Origin of the sequence: Staphylococcus massiliensis, assembly GCF_043186315.1 — a bacterium.
Classification (GTDB): domain Bacteria; phylum Bacillota; class Bacilli; order Staphylococcales; family Staphylococcaceae; genus Staphylococcus; species Staphylococcus massiliensis.
Genome location: NZ_CP171119.1, coordinates 909,701 through 924,560, shown reverse-complemented (window position 1 = coordinate 924,560; position 14,860 = coordinate 909,701). Strand labels below are relative to the sequence as shown.

Sequence of the window (14,860 nt, the reverse complement as noted above, 5' to 3'; positions counted from 1 at the left end):
CATCAAGTTTCAAATGGCCTGAGACTTGATTACGGATTCACCATCAAGTTTCAAATGCCCTGAGACTTGATTACGGATTCACCATCAAGTTTCAAACACCCTGAGACTTGATTACGGATTCACCATCAAGTTTCAAAGGCTCTGAGACTTGATTACGGATTCACCATCAAGTTTCAAACACCCTGAGACTTGATTACGGATTCACCATCAAGTTTCAAAGGCTCTGAGACTTGATTACGGATTCACCATCAAGTTTCAAATCACTCAAATGCGCCCTCCTACAAAATTCAATGCCAACACCTCACTACCCACAAAAAAAGTGGAACCCACTCTAGCAGGTTCCACTTTTTATACTTACTTATTTTCCTTTTTGCGAAGTAAACCAAACTGGATGGTTATAATCGCACATATCATCAATACTAAAGGATAGAAAGAGTATTGAAGTACTTCTAAATATGAAACTTTACCATATTGTTCAACCATTAACATGCCGCTATCATGCGGTAACAACATCAAAGCACTTGCCGCAAAGATATCAAGTAGACTTGCCATTCGCTTCGGTGGCACTTTGTACTCCTGACCGATTTCTTTTGCAATAGGTGCAGAAATAATAATCGCAAGCACATTATGAACAAGTGACGCGGATAGAATACCTGCCATGAAACTGATGACGTATTCAGCACTCTTACGATTTCGGGCCTTAGATTTCATAGTCTTGATGACCCAATCAATACCGCCGTAATAACGGATTAAGGCTACTAAACCAGAAACTAAGAATGCGACTAAGAAGATTGGAAACATACTTTCCATACCTTTACCAAGCGCACTCGTCCATTGGAAGAAATCAAGCTTACCTTCAGCAATTCCGATAATCCCCGTCATCACAATACCGATCATGAGTACAAGAATAACGTCCAGACCAAAAACTGCTGCTACCAACACAAATAGATACGGTAACACATCTAAGAAATTGAAACTTAAGTCACCTTTAATATTACCAGTACCGCCAACTACCGCATAAATGATAAAGGTAATTATTGCTGCAGGTAGCGCAATCAGAAAGTTCATTCTAAACTTATCTTTCATCTTCGCGCCAACACCATTCGTCGCAGCAATCGTCGTATCCGAAATAATCGATAAGTTATCGCCGAAGTATGCACCTGCTATTACCGCAGCACCTGCAGCTGCAACATTTAAATCAGCAGCCTGTGCGACACTAACACCTACAGGAATAAAGGCTGCTTGGGCGCCAGTCGACGTACCTAGTGTTAACGCGGCGAAACCACTAATAATGAATATCCCTGGAATAATCAAGCTCGCTGGAATCACTGATAATCCCATGTTCACCATGGCATCCTTACCACCCATTTCACCAGCGGCAGTCGAGAACGCGCCAGCTAATAACAGGATTAATCCAAGTTGCACAATGCCTGAGTTACCAGCATTCTCTGTAAATACCTTAACCTTTTTAGTAAAAGGCGTCTTAATGTCATAACATAACCAGGCGATTGCAATACCTATAAATATCGCGACATATCTAGGCAATTTGTCAAAAGCATCTTCACTACCCATTATCGTAAAAAACAACCCTACGCCAATGTAAAGCACTAAAAAAATCACTAACGGAAGTAACGCTAAAGCACCATACTGTTTTTTACTGCGTAATTCGTTAGACATTTTCATTTCTCCTATTCATATTATTACTATCAGAATTATACATTTTTTTAGATATAATACAAGGTTCTTGTTTAATTCCAATTATTGAAAATATATTTTTAAAGTTCTAAAAACTTTAATATTTATTTTCGCTCCCCCTTGAAAAGCCCTTATAAAGCGTTACTTCCCGTTGATTAAACTAAAAAAGTGAGGCGCTCACGCCTCACTCCATCAACCTTATTTAATTCGAATTTCGCCTGTATCGGCTACTAATTTAAATAGATACTTTCCGTCACCACTACGTCTATCTTTAAGCGCATCATTTTCAAAGGAAACATCGCCAACACCGGAACGCGCATCAAATTGTGTATTTTGAGGTAATTCATCATACGTAATATCGATTTCACCTGTATCCGTTTCTGCACTCGCATAAATATCAGGTGTCATATCTTCTATACGAATTGTACCTGTGTTCGTATAAGTGTCTAAGCGTGTGTAAGTCGTTTTCTTAGAAATAAAGTCGCCAGTATCGATATGAATTAAAGAATTTCCTAATTTATTGTGTTCTGATGTCACACGGCCTGAATCAACATCTATTTCAGACATTTTAGATCGAATGCCTTTAATCTTAACGTCACCCGAATCTGACTCTAGCTTAAGTTTCTCCAATTCTGTTTCTGGAACAGTAACGATAACTTTGTTGCGATTAGTTTTACCAAAGATGTCAAATTCTACATGGAAGCTTGAATCTTCTTCTACCTTCAACGTTTTATCTTCAACTTTTGTGCTAAATTTCGTAACCTTATCATTAAGCATGGTTTCAACCTTAAAGCGATCGCCTTTTCTTATCTCAACATCTGCAGAGATCGTATCAATATCTAACCCATGAATCGGTTCATCGAACGATTTACTTTTCTTCTTAGTGACGCCATGATCTTCACTCATTTTCTTCACTTCATAGAACGTCAAAGCTCCGAATACAACAGTGATGATAAGTCCTATGATTAATAGTATCTTTAAATATTTTCTCATGCCTTCGTACTCCTTTTAAACTGATCAATATTCCACTTCAAGTATCGAACACATAGTTTAATAAATGATTTAATAGCTTTAATCGCGATCACTAGGAATATAAGCCCTATGCCAAACATCGTTAGAGAAACGTAGACTTCTAAAGGCATAAGATTGTTAAAGCCATCCGTAGCTCCCTTTAATATCATAAATAATGGCGCGGTTACAAAGCCTACACTCATCGATGCAATCGTAAACAATATACCGACGATAAACATAAACGGTATCGTAATCACGAAAAAGTTCAGCACGCCTAGTCCGATCGTCGCGATAATTGCTTTTCCGACATCACCAACCTTACCACTTTCATGTGCGCGTTCGACAGCCATAGATGCATTCATTTCTTTAGCAATATCTTTAGGGTGACCAAGTTCTTCCGAGATCTGTGCTTCAGACTTACCATCCCGCATCCCATCTAAGAAATGTATATGATATTCATCGATTATGTCGTTCTTTTCATCTTCACTGATATGCTTTAAATGATTTCGTAATGTGGCTAAATAAGCCTCTTTATTCATTCGCGTTTGCCTCCTTTATGAAAATGTCTACAATCTCAATAAATGATTCCCATTCAACTAAACGTGCTTCTAAACGCTCGCGTCCCTTTTCTGTAAGGTCGTAGTATTTTCGTTGAGGACCTTCAGATGACGGTTGGTAATAAGTTTGTAACACGTCGTCTTTAACGAGACGCCTTAAAAGTGGGTACACCGTTCCTTCAGCAATCGTCATATGTCGCCCGATTGACTGAACAAGCGAATACCCATATTGAGGCTCATTTTTGATGATTAATAACACAATTAATTCTAAAGCGCCTTTCTTATATTGAATATTCAATCGTTACACCTCGTTTTCCGGTACTGTGTATTACCAAGTACTCAAATAGAATATAGCACATCACTATTATACATTGCAAGGTACTGGTTAATATTTAATACACAGATTTTTATCATTGCACATAAATACACCTCATCATCGTGGTCGGCAATACCTTTCAAAGCTTTCCTATTTCCACTTTAAAAGCCCTCTGCCCTACCCTTAATGACAAGGTGTATATCGAATTATTTATAATTTAATGACAAATTCTTGTTTAATATATTCAGTTTCAGACTCTATAATACATACATAGAAGTGTTCTGTTTCAGGAGTCATTACAATTGGATGCGTGATACGGAGTTGAATTGGTTTATCGTAGTCTAATTCTTGCGTAAGGAGCGTGTTACCCTTAGGATCCATAATCATACAGTTTAAGTATGGTCGCCCTTCTACATCTAAACATTTGAAAGTTACTTCAGCTTGATTCGAATTAATGACTTTAATGTCTAGATCAAAATCATCTAAGCGTTCTACCTCTCTTTTCATTATGAAAGCTTCCACGTTCGATATCGCTAAATTCGAGGCAGCTATACCTGGGTGCATGACTAAAGTTAGCTCATTATCAAAAGCACTAATCACTTCAGATACTTCATAATGCTTGGTCGAACTATCATAACCACTCGTATCAATATAATGGTGATTCAGCATTACCGTAGTAAATGGTGCTAATTGACGTAACGTAAGATGGTAATCTTTAACCGCTTCATAATCTTTCATATTAAATCTCGTCTTAAATACAGTCGTCGTTGGATAATCATTTAGAAGTTGTTCAAAAGAAGTATGTTCATGTTCGCTGATTGGGATATGTTCTAATTTTAGCGTGTCGTTAATTTGTGTAGTTAATAGAAGTTGTTCAAGTAAGTTTTTAGGATCTTCATAAATGGATGTTTTCCAATTGTCTTTTAAATAAGTAATTGTAGAAACATCAGGCAATTCTTTAAGAAATTCTTCCGGTGTTGCATAAACGTGATAATCATTTTGTCGATGCAACATTTTAACATGTGTTGGTAGTTTATATTTATTTATATCTTGCTTCACGATTTGTTCCCCCGTTTATATCTTTCTATAAAACAAACTTTCAACGATTTGAATTTATCACAATTTTATTATTTAAAATATTACTTCATCGACCAAAAATATGGTAAAATGTTTCCATTAAATACTTTAGGGGTTTAAAGCATGCAAGTACTATGGAAGAAGTTCAAGAAAGATAATTATTAAGCTCAAATAGATGAATGTGGCATTGAGATCGGAACACCTCATGTCGATTACACCTACAAAGTAAAACGACAAGCAGTCTTACATTATATCTCAAAGGGTTCCGGTACAATTCATTACGAAGACCAAGTTTATCATCTTAAAGCAGGCGACTTATTTCTATTAAAGAAGGATATTAACGTATCCTATTATCCGTCGCCGACTAACCCTTGGACATACTACTGGGTTGGTTTTAGTGGCAAGCAAGTCCGTTCTTATCTCTCACGTTCAACTGTAAACGAAGACTATGTGATTCAAGACACAGATACCAAGACGCTTTCTCATATCATATTCAATATGTTTGATATTGCGAGGTCTTATAATCCAATACTTTCAGACGATATTCGACTCATGCGTCACCTATACGACCTGCTCTATCATCTTCAACTTCAATTCCCGAAACCAATTGAAGATATTAAACCTGAATCGTATTCCACCTTAGAAAAAGCACTAAACTACATTCATAATCACTATATGGATGGCATTACCATTCATGACATCACAGAGCACGTGAATTTAAGTCGTAGCTATCTCTATAAACTTTTTAAGAACAACTTAGACGAATCACCTCAATATTACTTAATACACCTCAGAATGTACAAAGCTTCCCAACTACTACTTCATACCAACAAACCGATTAATACAATTGCGCGTGAAATTGGTTATCATGATGCGCTCATGTTCTCAAAAGCATTCAAAAAACACTTTAGTATGAGTGCTTCTCAATATCGCAAAAGCCATCGTGACTAATTATTTAAATATTCTAATAATTTAAAACGTTATGTATATAGTAAAAATACAATTGTGCAGTTCGAAAAATATGTGGAATCACTTATAATTTTTCTGTATAATATAATACATTGGCCATGAAAGCCCTTTCTAAATTAAATCTAGGGGGAAAATAGATGATAGAATTAAACAATCTTACAACTTTGTTTCTAGCTTGTCTCATGCTTTTAATTGGTCAAGCTATTGTAAACAAAGTTAACATATTCAGGCGTCTTTGTATTCCATCACCGGTTATTGGTGGATTAATATTCGCTATCTTAGTCGCAATCTTACAGTCAACAGGAATTGTGAACATTAAACTTGATTCGAAGTTTTTCCAAAACTTCCTCATGATCGCCTTCTTCACTACAATTGGACTAGGTGCATCATTTAAATTATTACGTCTCGGTGGAAAGGTCCTTTTAATCTATTGGTTATTATGTGGTATTCTTGCCATCATGCAAAACGTGATTGGAGTATCACTTGCCAAAGTAATGAACTTAGATCCACTACTTGGTTTAACAGCTGGTACCATGTCAATGGAAGGTGGACATGGTAACGCTGCGGCATATGGTCAAACCGTGCAAGAACTAGGCGTTGATTCTGCTTTAACTGCTGCTTTAGCTGCAGCTACATTAGGTCTTGTTGCAGGTGGTTTAATAGGGGGACCAGTCGTACGTTTCTTAATCAAAAAGCACAACTTAGAACCAGCTAAAACTGAAAATACTTCGAAAGATTACAGTCAACTCGACTTCAATAAAAAGTTACACAATCGTTTTACATTCTCAGAAGTGTTCTTTATTCAATTAACGATCATTTCATTCTGTATGGCATTAGGAACATACTTAGCTGAACAATTCAGTGAAGCTACAGGCCAAAACGTACCTGTATACGTTGGTGCCATGTTCATTGCCGTAATTGTGCGTAACATTAGTGAATTTACTGGGCTTAATATCGTGGACCTTAAAATTAATGATCGTATCGGAGATATCTCATTAAACATCTTCTTATCACTCGCTTTAATGAGTATTAAACTTGTAGAAATCTATAGTTTAGCATTACCGTTAACTGTAATTGTTATCGTTCAAATTATTTTCGTTGTGTTATTCTCAGTATTCGTCGTATTCTTCTTACTCGGCAGAAACTATGATGCTGCAGTAATGATTGGTGGCTTTATTGGTCACGGTCTTGGTGCGACTCCTAACGCAATGGCAAACTTAGAAGCCATCACGAAACGTTTTGGTAACTCTCCAAAAGCATACTTAGTTGTACCTATTGTTGGTGCGTTCTTAGTAGACTTACTTGGTGTACCAATTATCACAGGCTTCATCAACATCTTTAAATAGTTCTAATATCAACAATAAAAAGGCTAGGACAATTGTCATGAAATGAGCTTAATTGCTTAATTTCATACAATTCCTAAACAGCTGACTCCTAGGGGAGTAGCGTGACACCAGAGACTACAGGCTCTGGCCACGCCCCAGGAAAGCATGCTGTTTATAGGAATTGTTAAAAAGTCCTAGCCTATTTTTTTTATATTCCTCGTTGTGTTATCCAATTCATTACATAAGGATCCATCACATATTGAGCATCTTTCAACGCTTCTAAATCACCTTTATCAAGCAATACAGCTATCTTTTTCATATGATGATAAAATGTTTCTAAATAGTTAATCGTCTCGTCGACGCCATATTGTTCTACATATTCTAATATTGGTCGTGACATGCCTACTGCCGTAGCACCAAGTGTCAACGCTTTAATCGCATCTAAAGGGTTTCTAATACCACCGCTCGCAAACACAGTTATATCATCTTGAAAGGCTTTTGTTTCAAGTAAACTGATTAAAGTTGATTGACCCCAGTCTGACATATATGCCATGTCCTTCAGTGGTCGACGTTCATTTTCAATGAGGGCAAAGTTCGTGCCACCACGTCCACTCACGTCTACATGTTTAATGCCGAGTGATTGAATGCGCGATAATGTTTCATGACTCATACCAAAGCCAACTTCTTTAATAATAACAGGAACATCGATCTCACTTTGAATAGATTCAATATGTGTCATCCATTCAACAAAGTCACGACTACCTTCTGGCATAACGAGCTCTTGAAGCGTATTCACATGGATTTGAAGGGCATCCGCTTCTAACATTTCTACTGCACGTTTCGCACCATCTAAAGATACATCTGCGCCAACGTTACTCATTACAAGTCCTTTAGGATGATTGTGTCTTACAATCTCAAAGGTATCTTTGAGCGATTCATCTTTAAGCGCTGCATGCGTTGAACCGACAGCCATCGGGATATCTAAGGTATGTGCCACTTGAGAGAGTTTGTCGTTAATCGACTTCGTCCAACGACTACCCCCTGTCATCGCATTGATATATAAAGGTTTCTTCCCTTTCATAAAGGACCTATTTACCAACAAATCTACATCTTCTAAATTGATATGCGAGATTGAATGATGTACAAATCGCATATATTCAAAATCTGATTGTACGTTCTGATGTTGCGACATCGCGAGTTTCACATGTTCATCTTTACGCATTTCCCTTTGACGAAACGAATCCATGCTTATAACCTCCAACATAATGATATGTTGACTATATCACATTTTCAAAATGAAACCAGATGTAATTATCCCGTCACAAATGTTTTTATCGCATCAAACATACTATAGCAACCTAGAAAACATACAGTTAAGACAACTAGGAAGCCTAGAATATTTAAAACTGTGCCATTTTTAAACTTACCCATCATACCTTTCTTATTAATAATGACATAAATTAAAATGGCAATGAGTGGTAATATCATGCCGTTTAACGCTTGAGCTATCAATAATACTTCCAATGGTTCGAAGCCTAGAGCTGACGTAATAATACCAATCATGATGATAATAGCGAAGACAATTTTATACTTCGTATTCTTCATGCCACCTTTCCAACCCATGCAACTACTAATCGTAGTCGCGGCACCCATTGGCGAGGCAATTGCTGAAGATAATCCTGCCGCAAATAAACCGATACTAATCATGACTGGCGCAAAATCACCCATAATCGGCTTTAAAGGTTCTGCGAGCTGTACCACGCTCGTCACTTTTTTACCATCGATTAACGCGCCTGCTAGAATTAAAATCGATGCTGAAATCAAACCGCCCACAGTAATTGATAGGATCGTATCGAGTCGAGCAGCTTTTAAATCACGCGTACCGTCAAAACGTTCATGTACTGAATTTGCGTGAATAAAGAAATTGTACGGTACTACCGTTGTTCCAATAAGTGCAATCATCGTAAGTACCGAACCATTTGGCAGAGAAGGTAAGAACGCGCCTTTTAAAACAGCACCAAAGTCGGGTTGCACAATGAATACCGTCGTTATGAAGATGATACCCATGATGACTACAAGTAAAAGCATCATCTTCTCAACAAGATGATAACTTCCGCTAATACCAATCGCTAAAATAATCAAGCCAATTACAGGCGCAACCGCATTCTCAGGAATGTTGAATAAGTACGATGCACCAAGCGATGTACCTAACAAATCACCACTGATATAGGCGGCGCAACCAAGTGTCACTGCAATCATTGAGAACCATACTGCACCGAACTTTAGAATATGATGGTGAAATAAATCTTGAATGGCTTCACCAAGTCCTTCGTTCGTCACTAAACTAATTCTGACAATCATTTCTTGTAAGATAATTGTTGCGATAATTGAAAAGATCACTGTCCATAACAAACTATAACCAAACGAGGCACCACCTTGTGTCATCGTTGTTACAGTACCTGGACCTATAAATGAAGCTGTTACAATCATACCTGGTCCTAGGATTTTTAACTTTTTAATCCCCTTTTCTTTTTCCATAAAGACCATCCCCTATGATGTTCAAACTTTATTCAGATATTTCGCATGACCGGCTAAGACGTATAAGACAACCGTCGAGACAAAGTGCGCGCTATTCTGGTTCGGATCTTGCATCGGATACACTTCGACAAAGTCCATACCTACAAGACCTAACTGCGCAAATTCATACACGAGCGTTAAGAGCTCATAACTTGTTAAACCATTGCCATCAACTGGTCCCCCTGGGTTAAAAGCAAAGTCGAGCACGTCACTACAAATGGTTAAATACACTACGTCAACATCTTTAGACGCTTGTTTATAGATATCTCGCGCATAGGCTTTTAGGTCATCTTGTGCTTTAATATCATTAATCGTAATTGTCGTTGCACCATTCTCTTTCGCATAGCGCCCTGTATCTGGCTTATTACGAGGGCCATGAATGCCGGTATGCATAATACTTTCGTTCACAATGCCCTCTGTTTCATAGAGACGCATAAATGGAGTATTACGTGCGAAACGTTCATCCTCATGAATAGGCATATTGTCATAATGCGCGTCTAAATGAATAATACCGACCTTTTGATTCGTAGAAGTGAGTCCCTTTAAGATTGGATACGTTACGCCATGATCGCCACCGAAGCCGACTAAGAATTTACCTGTTTGCCATAGTTTCGTCGCAAAGCGTTCGATCTCGTTGACAGTCGCTTCGACATCATGAGGTACAGTAGAAACATCCCCTACATCACCGATTGATAGATGTTCAAAGACATCGATGTGGTCGAGTTCAGGTAAGTAGCCACTATAACGCGCTGAGGACAACCGAATTTGTTTCGGCCCAAGTTCACAACCCGTGTAATCACCCCATGTACAAGGTCCTTCGAATGGCACGCCATACACGAGCACATCCGTGTTGTAGTCGTCAGTTTGACTAAGATTGTCACCCCCTAAGAAACATGGTGTATTACCATAGATATTCTTTTTCATGTATAAAATCCCCTTTTTAAAAGTAATTTGTAACTTTTGGTTCATTATATATCTATTTCAAATCACAATCAATGATAAATCAGAATATTCAAAATTTACCGTAAATTTAAAAGCATTTTATTCTGTGCTTTAAATGCTTTTGATTATTGATTTCATTAAATGATTAAATTTAATTTACTTTTCGAAAGGAACTCGCGTTATACAAGGCATTGAAGTCATGATAAAATTTCTTTAAACAGTTTACGAAGGAGGTCGTCGACATGAACGCACCACTGTCATATCAAGGTGAGGTTATTGAGGATTGGATTGACCGCAATAATCATATGAACGATGCGGAATACAACCGCGTCTTTAGTGAAACGGTAAACGACTTTAACAACGATATGGGATTAACGAACGCATATCGAAACGCGCACGCTTACACGGTATTCACGCTCGAATTACATACGACTTACATTAAAGAAATTACGTTAGGTGAGCAATTTGACATACGTGTCCTACTCATTGATTTGGATGAGAAGCGTACACACCTATTCCTAGAAATGTATAACACGTCTCAAGAAATCGTTGCGACACATGAAGTTATGATGATGGGGATTAGTCGTAAGACGCGTAAGCCAGAACCTTTCCCTAAAGCGATCATGGACAACTTCAAGGCTTATAGCGAGGCGCAACCTAAGTTAAATCCGCATCAATCTTTAGGTCATTTAATTCACATCCCTGAAAAGTCCTTTAAGACCAAACAAGCTCAATTAACTCAAACGCATCTTCAAAGTCGCTTACTTGATTTAAAAGATGACCTTAAGGTGAAACTTATAACTTTCAATGATCAGAAACAGTTATATGTAAGTGGTCCGGTTACTGAACGCATTCATCAGTCATTTGATCTAGCGACACTACAAGGTGAACAAAATATGATTGAAAAATTAGAAGGACTTTTAGCGGAGATGGATGATGAGGAAGCGTTAGACGAAGCGATAATGAAGTTATTTCACATTAACAAGCGTCAGCTAAAGTTGGTAGAAATGCAAGCGCGACAACACATACAGGATCCCGACAGTTTGGCAGGTTTATTGAATGAAACATACCGTATCCACGGTTATTTAAATATTTTAACTCAAATTACCGAATAAGCTAAAAAGGTCCTGAGGGGGCGTAGATAAGCTATGAAAAAGTACATGAAAAGAGCATAAAAGCTTTATGTATTACAATTCCCTAAACAGCTGACTCCTGTGGGAATAGCATGAGACCGGAGACTACAGGCTCCGGCCATGCCCTAGGAAAGCATGCTGTTTAAGGGAATTGTTTGTTAAACCTAGTTCGTCTAAATTATCCCACAGGACCTTTAATCTATGTTATTTATGCTTCTTTAGTTGTCTTTTCTTTTTGCTGCATTTGTTGTTTTGTAATAATTGGATAGTTCTTGAACATGAGACTGCCTAAGAAGCCCCATATTAAGCCAATAATAGCCATCGCTACGCCATAGATAATGACTTTTCCTGGAGAATTAAAACCAAACATGACAAGAAAACCGGCTATAGGTGTTGCAGTACCCGTCGCGTCGTTCACCATACCACTGAGCGCTATCACGATGCCCGCTGTTGCCCCACCTAAGAAATTCGTTACGTAAACCGGTATTGGGTTGGCAGAAACGATGTCTGCTTGTGATAATGGTTCAATACTAACAGATATCGTTGATTTACGATCACCAAGCTTTAATCTGTGGAACAACAATCCATTCATGAATGATGAACTGAAAGCTGCCATCGCACCGATTGCCATTGGTACGCCTGTCAAACTGAGTAGCGCAGTTAAAGCCATGGAACTGAGTGGTGCCGTTCCTACTACAGTGATGACGCCACCTAGAATGATACCCATAATGATTGGATTGACATCCGTACTACTTTGAATTATAGTCCCGATTCTATGTAGAGAACCATCAACTAACGGTGTCACCCCTGCCGCAATTAAACGTGTGAGTGGCGCTATCACGATGATCGAAACGATCAGGTCTACACCGTCTGGTAAACGTTTCTCAGCGTATTTCATCACGAAGCCTATCAAATACCCTGCGAAGAATCCTGGCAATAAATCTAAGCCTGCACAAGACGTGGCGATAACAAATGCATACACCGGTGACACGCCTATTGCTAGAGCGACAAGTCCAGCTGCTGCGACGCCTCCAAGACCGCCTGCACCGCTTCCTAAATCTTCAAGAAATTTAATGCCAAATATTTCGCCACCTACATATTTCTGGAATGCTTCTACTAAGAACGTTGCGATTGCTGCGTTCGCAAGTGCCCCCATTGCTTTCATACCTTTAGGCGCTTTATACGTAAAAATGGTAAAGACGAGTAATACCAAGATTAAGAATAAAGTCCCAAGTAAAATATCCATAATATCCCCCTTTGATTGATATAAAGTCTGTTAGCACACGATGGTCTCAGATAAGTCCCCCTTGTTTTGAAAAGTCCTTTGAAATATCAAAATATTGCGACATTTGAATTCGCATTTCTTTTAATTATCGAGATTTCTAAAGGGCTAACACACTTAATCATTACAGATGTTAATTTAAATAATTTCACATTTAAATACATCTGTATAAATCTAGTGTACTAAAAATTAGACTGAATTACACAGTTTCGTGTAAATCAGTCTATAAATATTAGTTATAATGTTTTTTTAATTTGTTTAATGACTTTACGTGAGTCAGTAATTGGATACAATGGAAAACTATGAATCATTTTAGGGTATTCATAATACTGGAATGATTGGTTTAAATCCATGCATACATCCTGTAACTTTTTATAATCTGGTAAGTTAATTTCTTCAGAACCTGCAAATAAATAAATCGGTGGTAGTCCTTCAAATTGACCGTTTAATGGCGATAAAATCGGGTCGTCTAGTTTTAGGCCTTTTCCAAAACGGCTCGATAATGATTGAATACCGAATCGTGACACAACAGGATCTCGATCTTGAAGAGACTCTGTTATTGCTGGGTTTGCCATCGTCGCATCAAGCCATGGTGAAATCAGGTAAAGTTTGTGTGGTAAAGGCTTGTTCTCTTTCATAAGTTGTTGTGTTAATGACAACGCCATCGTACCGCCTGAGGAATCACCCATAATGATTATGTTGTCCGCTCCAACTTGATCGACTAAATCGAAATACAACGCTTTAATCGCGTCGTACGTTTCTTGATAATGAAAGTCTGGTAACTTAGGATAAATCGGCATCACGATGTCATGTAGCGTGTTGTATGCAAGTTTATCCATAAAGCGCCAGTGGAACACGGATGGTTGCAACGCATAGAAACCACCTGGAATATATAGGATTTTCTTTTGCACATGGTGGCCGAAGTTAAATCTAAAGACTTGCATGTCTTTAAATGAATCTTTATCTAGATTTGATTTAACGTTAATTGAATCCGGTTGTTTATGCTTAAGACGATTTTTGTCTTTACAAACGTTTAAAAAGGCATCAACGTCATATTCACTTGTATAACGCATTTGACGATGACGTGATAAATATTTTTCAATCATCTTATTGATAACTCTACGCTTTATCAATTGTTCATCACTCACTTTGTTTTTTAGCTTATTATTATCATCATAAACGTTTTTTACAAAAAATTAAAGATTAGATGTGTTCATTCATCTATACCATTCTTGTCGATTTTCTAAATATTCCAATCGTAAATTGTCATAAATCATTTTAAACTTGAGAAAAAGCTTAGTATAATGAAACGTAATATGAATGAAAGGAGTCCCTCATGAAATCAAACGTCCAACCGCACCATAATTTCGATGCGGCTTTTGACCAAGAGATCCATAGAGGTCGCTATGGTAAGAAACGTCGCTCTTGGATGAGTATGATCTTATCGCTATTATCTTTAATATTAATGGTAGTTGCTGGATTCAGTATGTTTAAAGATCATTTATTTAAACTGAACGTACTTGGCAAGAAGATTAACCTTGAATCGCTACAAAGTTTAGCCAACAACGTACATCAGCAGTTAAATATAGATATTAATCATGCTGAGCAATATGTTCAATTTTTAGTATATGGTATTTATGCATTTTTAATTGCTTGTTTATTAAGTATCATTTTACATATCATTACACTTATTTTTAATCGAACAGCGATTAAAATTATCAATTTATTCTTAACTTTAATTACGGTTATTATTCCGGTTGCTTTAATTTTCATTTCAAAAGAAGCAGCTAAACGCATTTCAGACGGTATTTCACAATTTTATATTACAGTTAAACCTGAAGAAGTTATTGTTCCGGATGATGCCATATTTAATGCGATCATATTAACTGGTAGTAGTTTAATCTTATTACTCGTTAACTTATTCTTTAGAAATAAACCACCTATTTATAAACGTAAATAGCTTTTTAAGGGGAGGG

General features: G+C 37.5%; 14 protein-coding genes. 4 read left to right on the top strand and 10 right to left on the bottom strand.

Annotation, left to right across the window (positions count from 1 at the left end):
* Positions 1-354: 354 nt before the first annotated feature.
* From ACF3N8_RS04260 to ACF3N8_RS04240, 5 genes are all read right to left on the bottom strand, one after another.
* On the bottom strand, positions 355-1,677 hold the full coding sequence (locus tag ACF3N8_RS04260) for a Na+/H+ antiporter NhaC family protein (protein ID WP_009382919.1): 1,323 nt from the start codon (positions 1,675-1,677) through the stop codon (positions 355-357).
* Positions 1,678-1,893: 216 nt separating this feature from the next.
* Complete coding sequence (locus ACF3N8_RS04255; RefSeq protein ID WP_238101704.1) at positions 1,894-2,688, bottom strand: DUF4097 family beta strand repeat-containing protein; 795 nt, start codon at positions 2,686-2,688, stop codon at positions 1,894-1,896.
* A complete protein-coding gene (locus ACF3N8_RS04250; protein ID WP_009382921.1) occupies positions 2,685-3,245 on the bottom strand; it encodes an HAAS signaling domain-containing protein in 561 nt (186 codons plus the stop codon). Before ACF3N8_RS04250 ends, ACF3N8_RS04255 begins: the two co-directional genes overlap by 4 nt.
* Positions 3,238-3,561: a PadR family transcriptional regulator gene (locus ACF3N8_RS04245; RefSeq protein ID WP_009382922.1), complete on the bottom strand. Its 324-nt coding sequence runs from the start codon at positions 3,559-3,561 to the stop codon at positions 3,238-3,240. The genes ACF3N8_RS04250 and ACF3N8_RS04245 overlap by 8 nt, the downstream gene beginning before the upstream one ends.
* Positions 3,562-3,789: 228 nt before the next feature.
* Positions 3,790-4,638, bottom strand: coding sequence for a hypothetical protein (locus tag ACF3N8_RS04240; RefSeq protein WP_017176779.1), 849 nt, complete (start codon positions 4,636-4,638; stop codon positions 3,790-3,792).
* A 189-nt stretch (positions 4,639-4,827) separates the two neighbouring features.
* Here ACF3N8_RS04240 and ACF3N8_RS04235 point away from each other — a divergent pair, with 189 nt between their 5' ends.
* Entirely contained in the window at positions 4,828-5,607 is a 780-nt protein-coding gene (locus tag ACF3N8_RS04235) for an AraC family transcriptional regulator (RefSeq protein ID WP_338421141.1), read from the top strand.
* A 155-nt stretch (positions 5,608-5,762) separates the two neighbouring features.
* A complete protein-coding gene (gene gltS, locus ACF3N8_RS04230) occupies positions 5,763-6,971 on the top strand; it encodes a sodium/glutamate symporter (RefSeq protein WP_238101705.1) in 1,209 nt (402 codons plus the stop codon).
* 187 nt (positions 6,972-7,158) lie between these two features.
* Here the strand turns inward: gltS and fni are convergent, their stop codons facing one another.
* From fni to ACF3N8_RS04215, 3 genes are all read right to left on the bottom strand, one after another.
* Positions 7,159-8,196: a type 2 isopentenyl-diphosphate Delta-isomerase gene (gene fni, locus ACF3N8_RS04225; RefSeq protein ID WP_009382926.1), complete on the bottom strand. Its 1,038-nt coding sequence runs from the start codon at positions 8,194-8,196 to the stop codon at positions 7,159-7,161.
* A 65-nt stretch (positions 8,197-8,261) separates the two neighbouring features.
* Positions 8,262-9,488 (bottom strand): Nramp family divalent metal transporter, encoded by a 1,227-nt coding sequence (locus ACF3N8_RS04220; RefSeq protein ID WP_238094136.1) that lies wholly within the window; start codon positions 9,486-9,488, stop codon positions 8,262-8,264.
* A 21-nt stretch (positions 9,489-9,509) separates the two neighbouring features.
* Positions 9,510-10,451 (bottom strand): agmatinase family protein, encoded by a 942-nt coding sequence (locus ACF3N8_RS04215; protein ID WP_009382928.1) that lies wholly within the window; start codon positions 10,449-10,451, stop codon positions 9,510-9,512.
* Positions 10,452-10,711: 260 nt separating this feature from the next.
* Between ACF3N8_RS04215 and ACF3N8_RS04210 the strand changes: the two genes are divergently transcribed.
* Positions 10,712-11,584 (top strand): thioesterase family protein, encoded by an 873-nt coding sequence (locus ACF3N8_RS04210; protein ID WP_009382929.1) that lies wholly within the window; start codon positions 10,712-10,714, stop codon positions 11,582-11,584.
* Between the two features lie 226 nt (positions 11,585-11,810).
* On the opposite strand, the gene ACF3N8_RS04205 is transcribed toward ACF3N8_RS04210, so the two are convergent.
* Both ACF3N8_RS04205 and ACF3N8_RS04200 read right to left on the bottom strand, forming a co-directional pair.
* A complete protein-coding gene (locus ACF3N8_RS04205; RefSeq protein WP_017176782.1) occupies positions 11,811-12,848 on the bottom strand; it encodes a PTS sugar transporter subunit IIC in 1,038 nt (345 codons plus the stop codon).
* Positions 12,849-13,120: 272 nt separating this feature from the next.
* The gene (locus ACF3N8_RS04200) at positions 13,121-14,032 is read right to left on the bottom strand and encodes an alpha/beta hydrolase (RefSeq protein ID WP_327078774.1); all 912 of its coding nucleotides are present in this window, start codon (positions 14,030-14,032) and stop codon (positions 13,121-13,123) included.
* A gap of 188 nt (positions 14,033-14,220) precedes the next feature.
* Here ACF3N8_RS04200 and ACF3N8_RS04195 point away from each other — a divergent pair, with 188 nt between their 5' ends.
* Entirely contained in the window at positions 14,221-14,844 is a 624-nt protein-coding gene (locus ACF3N8_RS04195) for a hypothetical protein (protein WP_009382932.1), read from the top strand.
* The last annotated feature ends 16 nt before the right edge of the window (positions 14,845-14,860 follow it).